The organism is Paraglaciecola hydrolytica (assembly GCF_001565895.1).
Taxonomy (GTDB): Bacteria; Pseudomonadota; Gammaproteobacteria; order Enterobacterales; family Alteromonadaceae; genus Paraglaciecola; species Paraglaciecola hydrolytica.
Genome location: NZ_LSNE01000011.1, coordinates 295,368 through 317,183 on the forward strand (window position 1 = coordinate 295,368; position 21,816 = coordinate 317,183).

Annotated in this window: 17 protein-coding genes; 5 read left to right on the top strand and 12 right to left on the bottom strand. The window is 43.2% G+C overall.

Annotation, left to right across the window (positions count from 1 at the left end):
* The 6 genes from AX660_RS19740 to AX660_RS19765 form a co-directional block, all read right to left on the bottom strand.
* On the bottom strand, positions 1-2,997 hold a 2,997-nt coding region (locus AX660_RS19740), incomplete at its 3' end, for a VCBS domain-containing protein (RefSeq protein WP_201027481.1).
* 287 nt (positions 2,998-3,284) lie between these two features.
* Entirely contained in the window at positions 3,285-6,320 is a 3,036-nt protein-coding gene (locus tag AX660_RS19745) for a TonB-dependent receptor (RefSeq protein WP_068380975.1), read from the bottom strand.
* Positions 6,321-6,790: 470 nt separating this feature from the next.
* Positions 6,791-7,780 carry a polysaccharide lyase family 7 protein gene (locus AX660_RS19750; protein ID WP_082769028.1) on the bottom strand — a complete coding sequence of 330 codons (990 nt, stop codon included), beginning with the start codon at positions 7,778-7,780 and terminating at the stop codon, positions 6,791-6,793.
* 257 nt (positions 7,781-8,037) lie between these two features.
* Positions 8,038-8,787, bottom strand: a complete 750-nt coding sequence (locus AX660_RS19755) for an SDR family oxidoreductase (RefSeq protein WP_068380978.1) — start codon at positions 8,785-8,787, stop codon at positions 8,038-8,040.
* Positions 8,788-8,811: 24 nt separating this feature from the next.
* On the bottom strand, positions 8,812-9,618 hold the full coding sequence (locus AX660_RS19760) for an SDR family oxidoreductase (protein WP_068380981.1): 807 nt from the start codon (positions 9,616-9,618) through the stop codon (positions 8,812-8,814).
* A 1-nt stretch (position 9,619) separates the two neighbouring features.
* A complete protein-coding gene (locus AX660_RS19765) occupies positions 9,620-10,846 on the bottom strand; it encodes an acyl-CoA dehydrogenase family protein (RefSeq protein ID WP_068380984.1) in 1,227 nt (408 codons plus the stop codon).
* A 117-nt stretch (positions 10,847-10,963) separates the two neighbouring features.
* Between AX660_RS19765 and AX660_RS19770 the strand changes: the two genes are divergently transcribed.
* Positions 10,964-11,893 carry a LysR family transcriptional regulator gene (locus AX660_RS19770; protein ID WP_068380986.1) on the top strand — a complete coding sequence of 310 codons (930 nt, stop codon included), beginning with the start codon at positions 10,964-10,966 and terminating at the stop codon, positions 11,891-11,893.
* 273 nt (positions 11,894-12,166) lie between these two features.
* Positions 12,167-13,231 (top strand): alkene reductase, encoded by a 1,065-nt coding sequence (locus AX660_RS19775; protein ID WP_068380988.1) that lies wholly within the window; start codon positions 12,167-12,169, stop codon positions 13,229-13,231.
* 56 nt (positions 13,232-13,287) lie between these two features.
* Here AX660_RS19775 and AX660_RS19780 read toward each other — a convergent pair whose 3' ends face one another.
* The 5 genes from AX660_RS19780 to AX660_RS19800 form a co-directional block, all read right to left on the bottom strand.
* Positions 13,288-14,253 carry a calcium/sodium antiporter gene (locus AX660_RS19780; protein ID WP_068380991.1) on the bottom strand — a complete coding sequence of 322 codons (966 nt, stop codon included), beginning with the start codon at positions 14,251-14,253 and terminating at the stop codon, positions 13,288-13,290.
* Between the two features lie 91 nt (positions 14,254-14,344).
* A complete protein-coding gene (locus AX660_RS19785) occupies positions 14,345-14,722 on the bottom strand; it encodes a hypothetical protein (protein WP_235594793.1) in 378 nt (125 codons plus the stop codon).
* 61 nt (positions 14,723-14,783) lie between these two features.
* The gene (locus tag AX660_RS19790; RefSeq protein ID WP_068380993.1) at positions 14,784-15,119 is read right to left on the bottom strand and encodes a VOC family protein; all 336 of its coding nucleotides are present in this window, start codon (positions 15,117-15,119) and stop codon (positions 14,784-14,786) included.
* Positions 15,120-15,415: 296 nt separating this feature from the next.
* Entirely contained in the window at positions 15,416-16,624 is a 1,209-nt protein-coding gene (locus AX660_RS19795; RefSeq protein WP_068380996.1) for an ammonium transporter, read from the bottom strand.
* 56 nt (positions 16,625-16,680) lie between these two features.
* Positions 16,681-17,019, bottom strand: coding sequence for a P-II family nitrogen regulator (locus AX660_RS19800; protein WP_068380999.1), 339 nt, complete (start codon positions 17,017-17,019; stop codon positions 16,681-16,683).
* Positions 17,020-17,309: 290 nt separating this feature from the next.
* On the opposite strand from AX660_RS19800, the gene lspA reads away from it, so the two are divergent.
* Positions 17,310-17,801, top strand: a complete 492-nt coding sequence (gene lspA / locus AX660_RS19805; protein ID WP_068381002.1) for a signal peptidase II — start codon at positions 17,310-17,312, stop codon at positions 17,799-17,801.
* A gap of 75 nt (positions 17,802-17,876) precedes the next feature.
* Here the strand turns inward: lspA and typA are convergent, their stop codons facing one another.
* Complete coding sequence (gene typA, locus AX660_RS19810; RefSeq protein WP_068381006.1) at positions 17,877-19,721, bottom strand: translational GTPase TypA; 1,845 nt, start codon at positions 19,719-19,721, stop codon at positions 17,877-17,879.
* A 377-nt stretch (positions 19,722-20,098) separates the two neighbouring features.
* Between typA and glnA the strand changes: the two genes are divergently transcribed.
* On the top strand, positions 20,099-21,508 hold the full coding sequence (gene glnA, locus AX660_RS19815; RefSeq protein ID WP_068381009.1) for a glutamate--ammonia ligase: 1,410 nt from the start codon (positions 20,099-20,101) through the stop codon (positions 21,506-21,508).
* Positions 21,509-21,613: 105 nt separating this feature from the next.
* Positions 21,614-21,816, top strand: a 203-nt coding sequence (locus AX660_RS19820; protein ID WP_131811840.1) for a DUF4124 domain-containing protein, incomplete at its 3' end; no start/stop codon positions are given.

Below are 21,816 nucleotides of genomic sequence, written 5' to 3' on the forward strand. Positions count from 1 at the left end.
AACTTTTGACGCTGTTTCAGGTACTTCAATCGCCTCAACTACCGCTTCGCTTGTGCTGCTATTATACGGTGAATTAGGGTTATCAGTATCTAAGGAATCACCAACCGAAAAGCCAGAGAAATCTTCATCAAAAATTGATGTGGTTCCATCGATGTCAGAGAACACTTCAAAGCTCTTAATCGTGAAGGTATCCGTTGCTTCTGCTACACCAGAGTTGCTACCAAAACGGAATTGCACTCGTGAAACACCACCCACACCACCACTGTTTGCATCGCCTTCAACATAGGCGCTGCCACCTGAAGTAAAGGCGGGTAAAGCAACACCATCTATCGTTACATTAACAGTTGGGCGGTCGGTTGCTGTAGCTGCTGACCAAGTAATTATCACAGTTTGTAAGGTACCTGGAGTGGGAACAAGTCCTTCTGGGAGCTCAATACTTTGGTCACGGAATGAAAACGCTGAACTGCTTATGTTCATGTCAACAATAGAACGACCAGAACTTGTGCTACCGCTAGTGTTAAGCAATGCGATATAGGCAGTTGGGCCTGTTTCTGTGCGCGTAAATGTTGCCTCTAAACGACCTGACAAGGCTGCGTCTATGTCATAGCGTAACTCACCTGTGTCGCTCGCATCAGTATCGCGTATTACCGCTGCTTTTGCCGTTACTGTAGTACCACCAACCCCGTTGATGCTAATGATTAAGTCAGCCATTGTGCCGTCATATGACATTATAGAAATGGTCTCTGTTTCGCTCTCACCTTGAATTAAAGCGGCAATAGTTGCATTGGCTGTATCGAGAGTATAGGTCCACGAACCGTCGGCTAAAATCGAGAAACTACCATAAGTTGTTGCAAAAGAGGCTGGCGCTAATGAGGCTTCACCTTCATCGGGGTCAAATACACTTACAGCACCTGTTGCCGTAGCTTCATCACTAGCAATAGCTCCTGTCAAATTAAGGAAAGTAGCAGGAGTAGGTTCAACCGTGCCATCACCTGAATCATAGACCACAACCTCAGCATAGACAGATGTACTATAAAGGGTGCCAGTTTCAGTTAATGCGTTACCTTCGTTATAACTTTCAAAATCATCTGAAAATACGCTTACCGTGCCAGCGACATCAGAATACACCTTAATATTGTCAACAAAGAATGAGCCAAAAGGAATGGTACTGCCATTATCGCCAAATCTGAATTGAATCGATTTTACGCCATCAGCAAACCAATCACCGGCGGCAGCTGCCGTCACGAACGAACCGCCACCAATCACTTCACCGTTAGCAGTAAGAGTAAGTTGCTCAGCCGCGTCCACATCCCAAGTGATTTCTAACTCATAAAATTCACCTTCGACGAAGGGAGCCGTGACCATATCACCAGGATAAGTGGCGGCTTCAGTGTTACGCACTAAGAATCTTGGTGCAATTGCATTGCCTAAACTGTCAGTTTGATTACCTTGAAGACGTAAATCGATAAGTGCTTGAGCGTTACTGCCGCCGGAGCCGTAAATAGCAATATAAGCATCTTTGAAGGCCCCATCACTACCAAGCGATGCTTCTTTCAAGAAAGTCGCACTTAGCTTACCTTTACGTAAATCATTGACGTTAAATCTAATTTGACCCGTGCTACTGCCGGTATTAGACAGTTTAACCATTTGGGTAAGGGCTGCAACACGAACCTCAATGGTCTCTGTTGTGCCATCAATTGAGGTGATGGTAACGGTATCGTACACAGAGTTACCAACTTCAAGGCTAGCAACTGTTTCATTATCTACATTAACGGTATACGACCAAGCACCTTGAGCGCTGATACTAAAAGTACCGTAATCGAGTGCTACGTTGCTTTGCACCAAAATGGCATCTTCTTCAAAGTTTGGATCAACAACTGTCACTGTGCCCATTAAAGGCGCAGTTGCAGTGTTTTTAACAGTACCGCTTAAGGCACCCTCAATAATAGCGGCAACAGGAGTATTGTTGTAACCAATGGCTGAGCCCATAAGGTTAAGTAAATCACTGTCTACATCAGCAGCGACTGCGGAAGTTGTTTGCAAGTTGGTTTGGGCCGTTTCAAATGCTGTTAAATTTGCCTCTGAAAATGAGCCATCTGCTACGTCTGCAGCCAAATCAGCTATCAGTGCAGCCATGTCTTTGCCAGCGTTATCTGCGTCTAGTTGCGATAACAACGCTAAGGCAGAGCCATAGCGGTCTGCATTATCCGCGCCTGCAGCGCCAAGAGCCGTAACACCAACTTCTGTTGGTAGCACTTTGGTGGTATCAAAACGAATGCCAAAACGCCCATTGATAACGGCAGCTTTAGCTGCAAAGGTATTTAAATCAGCACCAGCAGCCTGAACCGCCATTTCAGTTAACGGAGAAACAACGTAAGAGGGCGCTGGTGTTTCTGCACTACCTTCAACGACTGCCACCACAGCTCTTAACATTGGAGCATTAAGCGTAGCACCGGTAGACTCATCTTTGTAAGTACCGCCAGAACATGAAACGAGACCCGCGCCTTCAAAATGAACATTGGCAAAGGTTACACTACCTGACTCACCAGATATTGCTGAGCCTTGTGCAGGCGTCACTGCTACACCATTGGCGCTCACCGCAAATAGTTCACAGCTTGCTCCACTGACAGGCCCTTTTACCACGCTAGCTGTTACATCTAGGGTGGGGAGGATAACGCCAGTAGATGCACCTACACCTTCTGTGATCCCTGCTTCATCAGTATATCTGGCAGAAACCGATATTATTGAGCCTTCATCAGCTTCGGTAATGGTGTATGACGTGCCAGCAGCACCTGTTGACCATGCGTAAACTAAGGTGTCGTTTTTAATTCCGTCTGCATCGGTAACCAAGGCTGAGAGGGTGGCACCTGCGATTAAGTCGCCACTGGTGATTGTGATAATCCCCCTACTATTGCCGTTCAATTCATCGTTATCACCACCACCACAACCGACTAAGGCGGTCGCTACGATGATAGATATAAGTGACTTTTTAACCATGCTTTCTACTCCTGAAAGTTTCAGTTCTAAAATGTTGCTTAGTTACCGAACATAAGCGGTAAATATAAACATAATGTTGATTAAATTGGTTTGACACTAAAACTGTCGTTCTACAATTTTGGTATTACCAAACTATTTTTATCTATAAATTTTCTAACGAGTCATTACTAATTAAGTACTTAATTACAAAACCAAGCCGAGGTAGCCTAAAATAAAACCCGCTAACATTTGCCAGCGGGGTCTGGCGTTACCATCCTGTGTTGTGACTAAGCACTGACTAGACTCGATTAATACTTAACGCTGATACCTGCAAACAAGCGTGGGCCATAGTCATTTACTTCACCTAGGTTATTACGCACAAAGAAATCTTGTGACTTAGGTGCACTGAATAGGTTAATCGCTTCGACTTTCACACGAATGTTGTTATTGATTTTGTATGATGCACGAGCTTCCCATACACCCACTTCATCCACATAACGTAAACGCGTACCGTCAGTGGTATAAGGTTGGAAGTAATCGCTGCGGTATTTGTAGATAACCGCGGTATCAAAATCACCAATTTGGTAATACAACTGACCGCTGAATACGTGTTCAGAGAAACCTGGTACACCCGCTGGCTCAATGATGCCATCGGTTAGCTGAGTCGAGTTTCCATCTGCGTCGGTAATAAAGGTGTCACCGAAGAGACTGTCTTCAAACTCAAAGTCAGAATCGGCGTAGTTGTAGCCTAGCTTGATACCAATGCCACTATCCCAACGATACGCAAATGAGGCCTCAAGACCGATAATTTCAGACTCTTCGTCAGTGGTAACTGAGTTAGTGATAGGTAGGGCGTAGTCTTGACCTTCGATATCGAAGTTTTCAAGTACCGTAGTTTGCTGGTATCCGCCTTGGAATTGTTTGTAATACAGACCAAGCGCAACAATGGAATCTTCATTTGGATACCATTCAAAAGCAAGGTCATAGTTCCATGACATTAATGGTTTAGTATCAGGGTTACCCGAGCCATTTACACCAACAATCAAATCGGCAATAGAGGTAGGGGCTAAATCATCATCTTGTTGGAAAGTACGGCTATACCCTAGATTGCCCGGGTTGGCGCGTGACATACCCCGATAAATACCGGCACGGAGTAAGATGTCTTCGGAGTAATCCATCACAAAGTTAAAGCTAGGCAATACCTCGGTGTAGCTACCACCGCCAACTATACTCTCGGTAATGGATAAATTCGGTTCTAAGCTGTATATGCCTGCCTCGTCAACCAATATATTAAAACCGCTTCTAAAACCAATAGAAGTGACTTCAGTATCAACGATACGTACGCCAAAGTTACCACGTACGGTTTTTCCAAACATTTCAGTATCGTAGTCAACCATGGTGTAAATGGCTTTGACTTTTTCGGTGACATCAATCGTCCCCGCATTTTCATACTCAAGTTCTGGGTAAGCAAAATCACCGTCTACTAAGTTGGCAACCGCCTGCGAGAAACATACGTTGTCGTAAGTTGCCCAAGACGAACCAGTGCCGCTGGCAACTTGATTACCACTGCTATCAATATGCGTGATGAGATTGCCATCTGATACATTGCCTAACAAATCAGTTTCAGGAAAGTCGATTTGACAATTTTCTAGAATGCCTAGTGCCTCTGGGACTATTCCATCCACGGCGTATTCCGATCTGGAACCAGAACCTTGATTACCACCTAATTGCAAGAAGGTTAATTCAGATACCCGCAAGCCACCTTTGACCGCTTTAAATATGTCTGAATTAAGTAAATATTCAAAATCAAGACGGGCAGAGATAATTTCATTGTCGCGTACGTTTTCACGGTCAAGTCGTGTACGTAAGCTGTCGGTAAAGTTGGAGATATCCGTCACGTCAAAATCAGTGATGGTGAAATGCGGAATATATTCCCCCATATCCCAACTAAATGGTTGATAAGTTGCGGTTCTGCCACGGTTAGTGATTTGCAGCTCTTCACGTTTGGTTTGTGAATAGGCAAGATCAAAATTAATGGTTAAGGCATCCGAAGTGTAGTGTTCGATGTTAATACCATAACCTACGTAATTTTCTTCACGGGAGTATTGCTCGCCAGCCGATTCAATTCTGTCTTCACCTTCCCAGTGCAGTATGCCACCCACATCATTGGTGATGAGGTTTTGACCTGTTACTCCAGGCGTAACGCGCTTTTGTAAAAAAATTAAATCATGGCGCGCTTCTTCTTGGGTTCGATCGGATATTTGTGCATCAATATTGATATCCCACGCGTCAGATGGGCGATACTGTACGGCAAGGAAAAACGCATCACGTTCATCTAAGGTTTCATTTTGACGATAGCTGCGACTGCTGCCAGTCCAAGCGTAGGGAGTACCATCGCTGATTGCCTTACCCGTGGCTGGATCGATTGCCGTTTGATAACCTTGGTTACTACTACCCACGACTTGGTCTTCACAATCACCAGCACTACTGCGGTAAAAACCTTCGTTGGTATTACTTGGGTCGTTTAAACAGGGCCACAAAGACGCGCCTGTTGGGCCAGAGCCACGGAATTCAGACTCAGGTTGGCTGATATCTTGGCGTTGTACCCCAAAAGAAATCCCCACGGCTTGGCCATTGTCGAATTCAAACTGGTCAACGTAACTGAAGGTACCGCGGTAACCCAAGTCACTTTGCAATGAGTTGTCGATATTACTTTCATCAGGGTTGTAATTTAGTTTTACTTCGCCCTGTACACGCTGTTTGCCAAAATCTAAGGGCTGTACGGTTTCTAAGGTGATAACACCTGCAACACCACCTTCAATCATCGAGGCATCTTGAGTCTTATAGATAGCGACCTTTTTAACCAACTCCGATGGAAACTGAGAGAAGTTGACCGAGCGATCACCACTGCCATTAGTGGCTTCACGGCCATTAATATGGGTTGCACTCAAAAACGGACCAAGACCACGAATTGTAATTTCGGTTGCGCCACCGTTTTCACGGTGAGAAGCGGCGCCGGTAATCGACTCAAGTGCTTCACCGATTGATAGGGCAGGTAGCTCGCCAATGTCGTCAGAAGAAAGGCCATCAACTACGGTGGTGGCTTCACGTTTGATGGCAATTTGGTCTTGAATGGTTTTGCGGGTACCTACCACATCGATGATTTCAAGTTCTGAGTCATCTGCTAAATTTTGCGTGGCGGCTTCTTGCGCCTGCACCGAAAATGCAAGTGAACCAGCCATACTGGCAATAATGGTTGTCTTTACCAATTTTGCAATAAGCGAAAGCCTGAATTGCTTATCTTGATTGCTTAGGTTTGTATGTTTCCCAGATATCAACGACATATCGAGTTCTCCGTTGTTTTATGTGCCTGCAGGTGATTGAGAGTCGCCTGTTACATTTGTGTTATGTATTTGTTATTTGCAATATACCCAAATAAAGGAGGTTCATCAACCAATTGTCGAAATTATTATTACCAAAATTAGTTACCAATGTGGTTATTTTTAAGTGAAAAAATGACAAAAATTGTTAACCTTTTCGCCATATGAACATAATAAGTGGTTTTTTACCACCTTAATGCCTAAAAACCCCAACATTTTATTTACAGATGGTTTGCGTTGTGGAGGGTGAAATGGTCAATGTTAACAATACCAATTATAAAAAGTGGCATTACCAATAAACACGTTAAAAAGTTGTGTCAGCTATAACCAGTGTTGAGGCGTATTTAGAAGTCTAGTATAAACGGCAGTATCTGCATTAATTTGGGGATGCTGCCGTTTAGATAGCTTGTTTAGGTATGAATGGGGTTCAAGCTTTAGTGTTGGTTGTCTAGGTGGTAGAAAGTCGCTTGCACGTAGTCTTTGGGATCACCACTATTGTTTTGATTATAAACGCCAGCTTTAAAATACATGTATTGATTGCTTTTGTTATAGCCACTTTGGCTCATATCCAAACTTTGCGTGATATTGGTTTTGCCTTGCCTGACTAAAGTGACAAACAAGATGTCGTTTTCGACGGTAATCTTATAACTAAACTTTTCATCCAACTCGATACCATCTTCTGGATCAGCCAAGGTATGGGAGCGCGAGCCGATTAAGTCAAGCCATACATCATCACCACCGTTTATCTCATGAGCAAAATATACAGAGCCTTTGTTATTGTTTGGCAACTTGCGATAATACAGGCGGATTGGTTCATCATCAGTGGCGTGGATTTGGCCAATAATCACGCGGCCTAGCATCTTTTCATCGCCAGTTGTGGATACTCGATTTACTGCTAGCGTTGCTTCCAGGCTGCCTTCCACCGCCCCGGCGTTTCTGCGATCAGAACCATGGGCCGAGCTGAATACCCAATTGTTGCCAGTGATCCCTTGGCTTTTGATATGGGTGTCACCACGGCGTAACATTTCACGTAATTCGGTACGCGCATATTTGGTATTGTTCGAAGTCTTAGCCCCCACATTGGGGCAGGCAAACACCATGCCGCCGTCATCAGCAGTGTAAAACAAAGGCTTCAATTCAAAACCACTGCTTAGGGGCTTTTCGTAGATCATGTCGGCTTTTTTATCTTTATTTAAATCCGTCGGGAGGGTGAGGCTCCAATCTTCTAAATCAAAATTTTCACTCGGTTTTTTACTTGGATCGAGTTTTGTAAAGTCTCCCAATAATTCTCCCTCAGCCAGGGCACTATGTGATGCAGGTAGTGTGTTTTGATGTGTATCCGTTGCGCTATAACTGCAAGGAGTAAGCAAAATAGTGGCGGCAATCAGCGTGCGAGACAGTATAGTATTGCGTATTGTTAACATTAAATTCCTCTCATACTTTGTGCGATCAATCATTTTTTAGCAATGACAGATCCAAGACTCAAAGCCTAATGTACTCAATATTACAATATATTCCAACCAATATTCTTTGTTTGGTATTACCAATATGGTTTATTTTGGTAATGTTTATTTCTAATGGTGTTTATATGCTTGGGTCTCAAGGGTTTTTATGAGCATAAAAGAGGTCTCAAAAATTAAGACCTAGTAATGTTAAGATTTGACTTGAGTGAGCGTGACTTTTAACTCAACTTTGCCAACCAACTTAGTGGTGCAATCCGCGCGATATATCTGAAGATTGCCCAAGGCCAGGTGGGTACAAAACTGTTGGCGACTTCTTTTTCAATGGCTTTTACCATGGCTTTACAGCCTGTTTCGGTATCGACAATAAAAGGCACCTTTTTAACTTTTTCATTGATTTCGCTGCGGATAAAGCCGGGGTGGATTGTGGTGACTTTGATAGGAGTGTGCATCACGTCTATGCGTATGCCTTCGGTCAGTGAACTTAATGCGGCTTTTGATGCGGCATACACTGTCATGGCACGGCGAGCGCCACGCACTGCACTGACCGAGGAGATAGTTACTAGGTGCCCAGCGTTTTGGCTGCGGAAAATTTGCATGGCGGCTTCACACTGAGCGAGTGCTGATACAAAGTTGGTGATGGCAGTTTGTTTGTTAGCGTAAAAATACCCTGTGCCAACTGATGCGCCCTTACCCATGCCCGCATTCACTATCACTCGGTCGATTTGGCCCATGTCATCAGCAAAAGCTTGGATCACTTTAAACACTTGATCGTGATCGTCTACATCCAGCGCGCGGATAAATATCTTGATGTCAGGATTAATCGCTTGAAGCTCGGTTTTAAGCTCTTCGAGGCGTTCAACTCGACGTGCACACAAGGCTAAGTTGCGCCCCATTTTGGCAAACTCAATGGCCATGCCTTTGCCTAAACCTGAACTGGCACCTGTGATGAGGATATTTTGTCTAGTCATGTGGTTCTCGTTGTTTTCTTTGTATTATTTTTTAGGGCCAAAACGCTGGAGCTTTTTTTTCATCATACGCATGTAGCTATTAGTTGGCATAAAACGTTTCATGAACAAAGCCTTTTTACCCACTTTATGGCTGAGGATCATAAAATCACCTGCCTCGGCTTGTTTGACAATGATATTGGCCACGTCATCGGCGTTGATATCAGAGCGACTTAGCAGCTTTTTAACCAGTTCATGTACACCGGGTTGCTTGCTGCGCATAGACTCGTCAAGGTTGGTGGCAAAAAACGATGGGCACACCACACTAACATGAATGCCATCTTTGGCTAATTCGAGATGCATGGTTTCGGAGAAACTCGCCACAGCCGCTTTACTGGCGTTGTAACTGGCCATGTAGGGAATAGGCGTGATACCTGCTTGTGAGGCAATGTTAATCAACCAGCTTTGTGATTGCTTGGCCAATAGCGGTGCAAAAGCCCGTGTCATTCTGACCATGCCAAGTAAATTGATATTTAACACCCATTCCCACTGTTCGATATCTTCATAAGCGAGTGCCCCGCCTGTGGCAACACCGGCATTATTAATTAATATGTCGAGTTTACCCCAGCGCTCAGTTATTACTTGCAGTAGTTCTTCTACATCGGCTTGGCTGGTAATATCACAAGGCTGAAAAAACACGTCAGTTGCTTGTTGTGCATTTTCAGCAATGACCTTTTTAGCGCGCTCTGCATGTAAATCAGCAATACAGATTGTGGCCCCACGCTGAGCATATTGTTTAACCAGTGCGGCGCCTAAACCTGAGGCACCACCAGTAATAAGCACACATTGAGTCATATTAGTTACTCTGGTATTTACGTATTTCTAAACGGGTCACCATGGCTTGATGCACTTCGTCTGGGCCATCGGCTAACCGTAAGGCCCGCGCAACAGCAGCCAGACGAGCCAGCGGAAAATCATTACACATACCCGCACCACCATGAATTTGCACGGCCATGTCGACGACTTGTTCCAACATTCTAGGTACCGCGACTTTAATGGCCGAAATTTCTGTCATGGCATGTTTTACCCCAACATTATCGATTTTCCAAGCGGCGTATAGGGTCAATAAACGCGCTTGATCAATGGCAATACGTGCATCAGCGATGCGCTCGCCATTACCGCCGAGTTTAATTAAGGGCTGGCCAAAGGCCGTGCGACTTTGCCCCCGTTTAATCGCTAATTCTAAGGCCTTTTCGGCGGCACCAATAGCACGCATGCAATGATGTATTCGACCTGGACCTAGGCGGCCTTGAGCAATCGCAAAACCTTGGCCCATACCGACCAGCAAGTTTTGTTTGCTTACACGCACATTATCAAAGTGCATTTCACCATGGCCAAAAGGCGCATCATAATCACCATAGGCTTGCAGCATACGTTTGATGCTGATGCCAGGCCTATCCAGCGGTACAATCACCATTGAATGTTGGCTGTGTTTGTCGTTTTCAGGATTAGATAAAGCCATAAAAATTGCTACTTTGGCATTGGGGTGACCAAGACCTGTGGTCCACCACTTTTTGCCATTAAGCACGAGTTCATCGCCATCCTGCACGACGGTTGCTTGCATATTAGTGGCATCTGAACTGGCAACGTCTGGCTCTGTCATACCAAATACTGAACGTATCTCACCTGCTAATAAAGGCTTTAACCAGCGTTCTTGTTGACCCTCATTACCAAAATGATAAAGCACTTCCATATTGCCGGTATCGGGTGCATTACAGTTAAATATTTCGGGAGCAAAGGTGCAGCGTCCCATTTCTTCGGCCAGCGGCGCGTACTCTAAACAACTTAGGCCCTTAGCAAGCTTGGCATCGGGTAAAAACAAATTCCATAAACCGGCGGTTTTAGCCTTTTGTTTGAGTGGTTCAATCAAAGGATGAGATTGCCACTTACGCCAGTTGCCATCGGGGTTAAGCTCGTGGGTCTCGCCATAAATTTGTGTTTCAACGGGATAAACATGTTGATCCATAAATTCTTTAAGCCGACTTAAATAATCTTGTGTTTTAGTATTGTGAGCAAAATCCATAGGCTTCTCTTTTGAATCTAATTGAGTCAAGTGCTTGCAGCATACTGGTATTCAAAGATTGAATGAAATGAAATATAGTTTATAAATACTATGAATTATATTCATTGTGGAAGCGTCATGTTAGAGAGTAATAACATTAATAAATTGGATCTGAATTTACTCAAAATATTTGAGAGTATTTATCAGGAACAAAATATGTCGCGCACCGCTGAAGCCTTGCACATAACACCTTCGGCCGTTAGTCATGCTTTAAAACGTTTACGTGAAGCGTTAAATGATCCGCTGTTTGTGCGCAGTAATAATCAAATGTTACCGACTTCTGCGTGCCAGCGTATGGCGCCCTTGATCATTGATAACCTCAGTCGACTACGCCAGATACTCCAACATTGGGGTAACTTTGTGCCTACAAGCAGTCAACATCATTTTCGCCTAGGTTTGCACTATGCCTTAGAGCCCTCGATATTGCCTCTGTTGGCCGCTTTGTTAAGCAAGGCTGCGCCTAATACTAGCTTTGCCAGTATTAAAATCGAGAGAGCAAACTTAACCCGCGCTCTGGCTGCGGGCCACATCGATGTGGCCTTTGATGTGGCATTGCCCATCAAGCCACCGGTATTGCACAAAAAACTGTTAAGTGATGAATTTAGTGTGATGATGCGCGCCAATCATCCATTGGCTAATAATTTGAGTACAGCCAGTTATTTGGCGGCCAGACATATAGGTGTATCCAATCGTCCCAGTGGGGCTGCCGTTGAGGATATCTTGTTACAGCAACAGGGTTTAGTACGGCAAATCAATATTCGTTGTCAAAATTTTCATGCGGCAAAAGCCATAGTGGCTGAGTCTGATTTGTTATTAACCATTCCTCATCGTCTAGCTGTACAACTTATCGTTGAAACAGATTCAAGCAGCAACGTTACTTTAGTTGATTTGCCACTCAAATTAGCAGCCTTAGAAACTCACTTGTATTGGCATATGCAAACCGAACAGGACGAGGCATTAAGTTGGTTTAGGCAACAAATTGAAAGCCTCTTTGCTCTTCGTTTTTAAGACGTTTGTGGCAATTTTGGTCAGTAATTTTAGTACTCGATAAGGGGGCTTGATCTAAAGCAAAATTTAGCTCGTATGTAGCTTGTTAGATACACATGAAATTTTTCAACTTGTGTTTCTTTGCATTGCCACTATTTTAACGTAAGGTGCAAAGTACTGGCGCTGACACAGCCGGAATATTGCGAAATTGAGGTAATTTATTAATCGCATTCACTTATTTGTGGCACTAAGTGCTAAGTCATTTTTTGTTGTTGCAAAAGGATAAACTTGTTCATGACCGATCTTTTTTCCCCTGTCACCTTAGGTAAAGTTGAATTAGCCAATCGTATTATTATGGCGCCCATGACACGCTGCCGTGCCACCGTCGAACACATTCCAACCGACATAATGACAAAGTATTACAGTCAACGTGCCAGTGCCGGACTTATTATTACCGAAGCCACTATGGTCGCAGCTGGCCATTCGGCTTTTTATCGCGAACCTGGTATTTATTCTGATGAGCAAGTTAAGGCGTGGCGTAAAGTTACCGAGGCTGTGCATGCCAAAGGCGGCAAAATATTTTTACAACTCTGGCATGGTGGCAGAGCCTGTCATCCGGCATTAAATAATGGTGCAGTGCCGGTAAGCGCCAGTGCTATCGCGATCCAAGGCGAAACACATACCCCAGAGGGCAAAATGCCTTATGTAGTGCCCAGAGTACTTAAAGATTCTGAGATCCCAGATATATTGGATGATTTTGTCAAAGCCGCAATCAATGCCAAAGCTGCTGGATTTGATGGGGTCGAAATTCATGCTGCTAATGGCTATATCATCGATCAGTTTTTACGTGATGGTTCTAATCAACGTGATGGTGAATACGGTGGCGATTTAGAAAACCGTTCACGCCTATTATTTGAAGTCATAGACGAAGTGGTTAATGTGTGGGGCAGGGGCTTTGTTGGCGTGCGTTTATCACCAATTAACAGCTACAACAGTATGCGTGACAGTGATCCAGAAAGCCTAATGGAATACGTACTTGAGCGTTTGGATGAATATGACCTTGCTTATTTGCATTTGATGCGTGCCGATTTTGAGCAAAAGCAGCAGGCTGATGTGATGCAAATAGCGCTGGATAATTACGATGGCAATATTATTGGTAATATGGCTTACAGCTTTACCGAAGCAAGCGAAGTTGTAGCTGCTGGGCAAGTCGAAGCCATTGCTTTTGGTATGCCTTACGTGGCCAATCCGGATTTAGTAAATCGTTTTGCTAAAGGTTTACCCTTAGCCGAGGCAGATCAAACTAAACTATATAGCCACGAAGCTGATGGTTATTGCGATTATCCTGAGGCAAAATAGTTTAGAAGCAAAAAGGGCATATATGAGATGCCCTTTTTTTGGATTCCAATTTCGATTTAAAAACTAGTGCTGATTAAATACCAGTTATAAATAACAAAACACAATAACAGTGCGCCACCTTCGAGGCGATTGACTCGACCAGGGCCTTTAATACCTAAGCAGAATACGAGTAAGGCAACGGTTACCCCTAACATCAATAGTGCATCGCGATAGAAAAACGATGATTCGACGACCACAGGCTGGATAAAACCCGCTAAGCCAACTACCGCCAAGGTATTAAACATGTTGGAGCCGACCACGTTACCAATCGCCATCTCGTGTTCACCTTTTTTAACCGCAATCAAAGACGAAATGAGCTCGGGTAAAGAAGTACCTATACCAATAATAGTGAGTCCAATGATCACGTCACTGACGCCAAAATAGTTGGCGATTTCCACTGCGCCCCACACCAGAACACGTGAACTGATGATCAGAATAACCAAACCAGCCAGCAGCCACAGCATGTGAGGTTTAAGTAGACTACGATCTTTGCTGATGTGGTGTGACACGTCATCGGCGAGCTGATCGGGATTATCCTTTTTAGCTTGCCATACACTCCATACAATGAGTAAAACAAAGATACCCATGAGAGAAATGGCATCGTCTTTGGATAATTCGAGATCCATTAATTGCCAAACAGAGAAAAACGAGATGGCCAGTAAAATCGGGATTTCTTTTCGGATAATGCCAGACTGTACGGCAATCGGACAGATTAGGGCTGTCATACCCGCGACTAAAGTGATGTTAGTAATATTAGAGCCATAGGCGTTGCCTAGCGCTAGTCCACCATTACCCTGCAATGCGGCAAACACGGAGACGATAATTTCTGGCGCAGAGGTACCAAAACCTATAATGAACATACCAATAAATAACGGAGAAATACCAAAATAACTGGCGGTAAAAGAAGCACCGTGAATAAAACGTTCGGCACTCCAAATTAACAAAGGTAGTCCAAGTAAGATGGCAAGGGTTGCCAGTAGCATAAAATTCTCCGTTTTTTTAGGGGGGTAAAAGCCTGATTAGTTTAACAGAACTATCTTACGTAGATTATTAAATCCTTGCAGATATTAGCCATTATAAATCGCCTAATAATTCTCTTAATTTTTTTTCTGCTAATTCTTGTGGGCTAAGTAACTGGTCACTCGTTGAGGTCTCAGGCAAGTTGTCACCAAATAGTTCAGCAAACTTAGCTTTGGCAATGTCAGTTTTACTTTTATCCGGCTGACTAAAGGTTCGATAAGCAGGTTTGAAGTAGTCACAAAAATTAGCTTTGTCGAGTTGACTGACTGATTCAGCGCGCTCTTCATTGCAGCCCATGCGTTTGTCATAAAATTCACACATCAGGCACACGTGTTGGTCGGCTTGGCAATGGATACATTCTTCACGCCGTGACATGGGAAGAATGACATCCACTAAGGGTTTGGTACATTTCCAACAGTGTAAACTGGGCATTATTTATCCTAAAGACCGGTATGGGAAAAGCTAAAACGTCAGTAGGATTTTGCGGTAAGTCTCAAAACTGATCAAACATTATTGTGTTGCCGTCGGGATCTTTTAAGATCAAGTGGGTTGGGCCTTCGTCGCCCGTAGTGGGGGAGTCAATAGCAATATTGTTGGCAACTAAATGGTGTTCAATGGCTCTTACATCGGTAGGGTTAAAGGTCAAAATGTTATGGTCAAACATACCCTCAAATAAACCAATTACCGCCTTATCATGTTGCATGATAAGCCACTTATCTTGAATCGAACCGCATTGAGGATGGGCAACAAAGCCCAGCGTTTCGTAAAACTGTTTAGAAAGTGCGATGTTTTTAACGTTTAAACTGATAGAGAATTGCCCTAGCTGCATGTGATTGTGCTCCGCATAATGTTACTCAATAAATTGCAAGGATAGCGGGCTTTGGGGGAATTGACAGCTTAAACCGCAAGTCTAAAGTGACGGAATCATTTTAGTTTTATGGGGATTGAACCTCAAACAAAAGTAAGCGGCCTGATTTTGACTAAGATTATTATCTTTAAGTCAGGGATGAGTTTATGTTTTTACAGCCTATATTTTATGACTAACTCGGGGAAGTGCATACAAGGTGAGGTTGGTCGTTGGGAATATAAGTCTCTGTTGTACAGAGACTTATATTAGTGTTGGTATTAATCGTGATTGACTGAACCTATTCTATGTATGCTCAAGTCGGCACCTTGAAACTCTTGTTCTTGAGATAGTCTTAGTCCGAGAATTTTGGCAATGGATGCGTAGATCACAAAACCACCTACTAGTGCAATCAGTATCCCGGCCACAGTGCCGATTAGCTGAGCAGTAAATGATACACCGCCTAAACCACCTAGTGCTTCGAGGCCAAAGATACCTGCCGCTAAACCGCCCCACGCACCACACAATCCATGTAAGGGCCATACACCTAGTACGTCATCAATTTTTTGGGTTTTTTGCAGTACAGTAAACAACATGACAAATAACCAACCGGCGATTAGGCCAACAAACAACGAGCCAATGGGATGCATAATATCTGAGCCTGCACATACTGCGACTAAGCCAGCAAGAGGACCGTTGTGGATAAATCCTGGGTCATTTTTGCCAAAAATTAAAGCGGCGATAATACCGCCGACCATGGCCATTAAAGAGTTGAGCGCCACCAGACCGCTAATACCTTCGACAGCTTGGGCTGACATCACATTAAAACCAAACCAGCCAATGCATAAGACCCAAGTGCCTAAGGCCAGAAACGGTATGTTGGAGGGGGCAAATGCGACTAAGCGTTTATCTTTTATACGACCATGTCGTAAACCCAATAACAATACACCCACAAAGGCTAACCAGCCTCCCATCGCGTGTACCACCACTGAGCCGGCAAAGTCATGAAAAGGCTCACCCGTCAGCTCTTTGAGTTTATCTTGTAGACCATAATTACCATTCCACACTATGCCTTCAAAAAAGGGATAGACCAGCGCCACAATTAGCGCTGAGGCGATTAAAAAGGGATAAAACTTGGCGCGCTCGGCAATGCCACCTGAAATAATCGCCGGAATCGCTGCAGCAAAGGTGACTAAGAAAAAGAACTTCACCAGTTCATAACCGTTGTTGGCGGATAACTCAGCAGCGCTGCTGAAAAATGTGGTGTCGTAGGCTATCCAATACCCTATGAAAAAATAGGCAATACAGGATATGGCAAAGTCTGTAATGATTTTAACTAAAGCGTTAACTTGGTTTTTATGACGTACCGTACCGACTTCTAAAAAAGCAAAACCGGCATGCATGGCAAACACCATGATGGCACCCATAAGTAAAAAATAGGTATTAGAACTTTGCAGTAAACTTTCGACTGCACTGTTGATTTCTGGCATGAGAGATATTCCTACTGACTGATAATATTGTTAAGCATATTTAAGTTAAGCAGAGGCTAAATGGCTTCTTCGTTTTCTTCGCCAGTGCGAATACGAATGGCACGTTGAACATCTAATACAAATATTTTGCCATCGCCAATTTTGCCAGTTCTAGCCATGTTTTGAATAATATCAACACAGCGTTCAACTAAAGAGTCTGGCACTACCAGTTCAATTTTGGTTTTAGGTAAAAAGTCCACTTGATATTCTGCACCACGATAGGTTTCGGTATGGCCTTTTTGACGACCGTAACCGACGACTTCAGTCACGGTTAAACCTTTGATGCCAAGCTCTGTTAAGGCTTCTCTGACTTCATCCAGTTTAAATGGCTTAATGATCGCTTCGATTTTTTTCATTATGTTGATCCTGTCTGTAATTTAAGCGGCCGCATCATACTATGACTAAGCAGGAATAAGACCTAGGGGGATAGAATCAAAAGGGATAAGAAATTACATTTTATTAACAATTTATGTTGCTGAGTTAAAATTAAAAACTCGCTTTTATACAAAATTGCAGCACCTGCTGATCACAACCGCGAGAGCCTTCATTATGTTATTGATTCTGGCATTGTTGCTAAAAATCGGCATAATCCTTGGCACTTTGAAGGCACTCCATTCACTTATTAATTTTTAATCAGGTTGTTACTATGTCATTTGTCGCTAAATTCCGTGTCATTTTTATTGTGAGCTTGCTGAGTATCTTATTGGATCAGCTGAGTAAATGGTGGGCCAGTCATTATTTGACTTATGGCTCTGCTACCAGTTATTTTGCAGATATCTTACGCATTGTTTATGTAGAAAATACCGGTGCATTTTTAGGTTTGGGTAGTGGCATGTCTGAATCTGCTAAGTTTTGGATTTTTGTGGCCGCCGTGGGCGTGGTCTTATTGGCTTTAGTGGTGTTTATGTTTAAAAGTTCGGAGCAAAATACCTATAGTATCGTTTCTTTGTCGCTGATTTTTTCAGGTGGATTGAGTAATTTTTACGATCGAGCGATGAACAATGGCGCTGTTATTGATTTTCTGAATATGGGGTTTGGCTCATTACGTACCGGAATTTTTAACGTCGCTGATATGGCCATTATGTTAGGTGTGGTGATGTTGTTGTTTGCTAAAAGTGAAGTGAAAAAAGCTGAATAAAAACGCTTTATATAATAATCACGAGGCAACAAAAAACCGGCAAATTTGCCGGTTTTTTTAATTCAATAGCTGAAATTAATTAGCGTCTTTTGGACCGCGACTTGCGCGTTTACGATCATTTTCAGTTAAGTGTTTTTTACGGATACGGATGCTTTTTGGTGTAACTTCAACCAATTCATCGTTATCAATAAACTCTAGGGCTTGTTCTAAGGCTAGAATAACCGGTGGTACCAGTGATTGAGCTTCGTCAGTACCAGAGGCACGAACGTTAGTTAACTGCTTACCTTTAAGGGCATTTACGGTTAAGTCATTGTCACGGTTATGCATACCGATAACCATACCTTCGTAAACTTCTACACCATGACCGATAAACAAACGACCACGTTCTTGCATGTTGAACAAAGCGTTAGTTAGGGCTTTACCCGTTGCGTTGGCAATCAATACACCATTTTTACGTTGACCGATGCTGCCACCTTTGTGTGGACCGTAATGATCAAACGTATGGTATAACAAACCAGAACCTGAGGTCATAGTCATGAAGTCTGTTTGGAAACCAATCAAACCACGGCTTGGAATGATAAAGTCTAAACGTACACGACCTTTACCATCGGTAGTCATGTTAGTCATTTCGCCTTTACGCAAACCAAGTTGTTCCATCATAGAACCCTGATGTTGCTCTTCACAGTCAATAGTTACTGTTTCAAACGGTTCTTCTAATACGCCGTTTACGGTACGTAAAATTACTTCAGGACGAGATACAGCTAATTCATAACCTTCACGACGCATGTTTTCGATCAAAATACCTAGGTGTAATTCACCACGACCAGATACACGGAATTTATCCGCATCTTCGGTTTCTTCCACACGTAAAGCAACGTTGTGGATCAACTCATCTTTCAAACGGTCAAGAATATTACGCGATGTAACATATTTACCTTCTTTACCCGCGAAAGGTGAATTGTTAACTTGGAAAGTCATGGTCACAGTAGGTTCATCAACTGATAAAGCTTTTAACGCTTCTACTTTATTAGGATCACAAATCGTATCAGAAATCTTAAGTTCACCAAGACCAGTGATGGCAATGATGTCGCCTGCGCTAGCAGATTCAACTTCAGTACGTTCTAAGCCCATATAACCTAGTACTTGACCAATTTTACCAGTACGTTTAGTGCCGTCTGCACTTACTACTGTGACTGCTTTACCGGTTTTAACTGAACCACGAGTAATACGACCTACACCAATAACACCAACATAAGAGTTGTAATCCAACTGCGAAATTTGCATTTGGAAAGGACCTTCGAAGTCTGCATCCGGCTGGCTAACATGTTTTACGATGGTTTCAAACAGCGGAGTCATATTCTCGGTTTTGGTATCAGCTTCATTTGACGCCCAACCATTTAAGGCAGATGCGTAGACAACTTGAAAATCAAGTTGATCATCAGTTGCGCCTAGGTTGTCGAATAAATCAAATACTTGATCGATTACCCAACTTGGACGAGCACCAGGCTTATCAACTTTATTAATAACAACGATGGGCTTTAATCCCTGAGCGAAGGCTTTTTGTGTCACAAAGCGAGTTTGTGGCATTGGGCCTTCTTGGGCATCAACCAAAAGTAATACTGAGTCAACCATAGATAGTACACGCTCTACTTCACCACCGAAGTCGGCGTGTCCAGGAGTGTCTACGATGTTGATACGGTAGTCGTTCCAGCGTATCGCAGTATTTTTGGCAAGAATGGTAATACCACGTTCTTTTTCAATGTCGTTGGAGTCCATCACGCGCTCTGCAGCTGCGCCACGACTTGCTAATGTACCTGACTGTTGTAAAAGCTTGTCAACTAGGGTGGTTTTACCGTGGTCAACGTGGGCAATTATTGCTATGTTCCTCAAAAAATCGGTTGAGGTTTGCGGTGCGCTCATTATCTTATCTCTATAGGGGCGACACACAAATTTGTGCTTCGCCGATTAACTGAATTTTACTGGGCGCGGATTGTACAGACTTATCGAGCATTTAGCGAATGACAAATAATATTTATGAAAAATTATATTTTGCCTTAAGGATTTTTTCATTTCAATGTCCTAAATGGTGCGCAATATTTCATAATGCTCGCTATTGGTGCTCTAATGTTCGATTATGGTGCAAAGTTATGATGATGGATAATCAGTGCTTGCGTGAAAATTCAGTAATTATGGGCATTCCATTCTTTTACCCATGTGGCATGATAATAGCTACATCAACACCATAGCCTAATTATTAACTTAGTTGCTTAATCTTACTTTTAACCTGGAGGACACCCATGTCAGCACAAAAGGCCTTAGACCTAATCAAATCAAGCGAAGCTAAATTCGTTGATTTACGCTTTACCGACACTATAGGTAAAGAACAACACGTTTCAATTCCTGCTCATCAAGTAAATGACAGCTTCTTTGAAGATGGCAAAATGTTTGATGGTTCATCTATAGCTGGTTGGAAAGGCATTCAAGAATCTGACATGGTGTTAATGCCTGACGGTGATACTGCGGTTGTTGATCCTTTCGCAGAAGAAACCCAAGTAAATATCCGTTGTACTATCCTTGAGCCACACACCATGCAAGGTTATGACCGTGACCCACGCTCTATCGCCCAACGTGCTGAGCAATACCTTATTGCTACTGGTATCGGCGACAAAGTGTTAATGGGACCAGAGCCTGAATTTTTCATGTTCAATGACATCCGTTTCCACACTGATATGGCTGGTTCAATGTATAAAATTGATGCAGTTGAAGCTAAATGGAATTCTGGTACTGAATACGAAGAAGGCAACATGGGTCACCGTCCTGGTGTTAAAGGCGGTTACTTCCCAGTTCCTCCAGTCGATTCAGCTCACGATATCCGTGCTGCTATGTGTTTGGTTATGGAAGAAATGGGTTTAACAGTTGAAGCGCATCACCATGAAGTAGCCACTGCTGGACAAAACGAAATTGCTTGTTTGTTCAATACTATGGTTAAAAAAGCCGACGAAGTGCAAATCTACAAATATGTAGTGCATAACGTAGCTCATGCTTATGGTCTTACTGCGACCTTTATGCCTAAGCCTATCGTGGGTGATAACGGTTCTGGTATGCACGTTCACCAATCAATCAGCAAAAACGGCAAAAACGTGTTTGCAGGTGATAAATATGCTGGTTTGTCTGAAGAAGCCTTGTTCTATATCGGTGGAACTATCAAACATGCTAAAGCGATCAATGCTTTTGCTAACCCAGGTACCAACTCTTATAAGCGTTTAGTACCTCACTTTGAAGCACCAGTAATGTTGGCTTATTCAGCGCGTAACCGCTCTGCATCTATCCGTATTCCTTATGTAACAAGCGAAAGAGCACGTCGTATCGAAGTACGTTTCCCTGATCCATCTGCTAACCCTTACTTAGCATTTACTGCTTTGTTGATGGCTGGTCTTGACGGTATCAAAAACAAAATCCACCCTGGTGACGCGATGGATAAAGACTTGTATGACTTGCCAGCTGAAGAAGCTGCAGCCATCCCACAAGTTTGTACCTCGTTAGAAATGGCTTTAAATGCCTTAGACAACGACCGTGACTTCTTAACCGCTGGTGGCGTTATGTCTGATGATATGATTGATGCTTACATCGAACTTAAGATGAAAGAAGTACAAAAACTGAATACCACGACTCACCCAGTTGAGTTTGATATGTATTACAGCTGCTAATTGATATAGCAATTAATAACAAGCCCGCAAATGCGGGCTTTTTTTTGCTTAATAAGGGGGTAAACTCTTTAATATTACAAGGGTTGAGTATTTTAAGTGCCTACTATGAAACATGTTTATTTGAGTTGTGTATTACTACTGATGTTATTGAGTGGTGTAAGTGTGGCTAATACTATTTATAAAACCGTTAAATCTGACGGTAGCGTGGTGTACAGCGACCTTCCTAGCCCCGGCTCCGAGCCAGTAGTACTAGGGCAGGTTAATGGGGCAGTGGTACCAGCATTAGTCAGTGCTGGGGCTTTAAATAG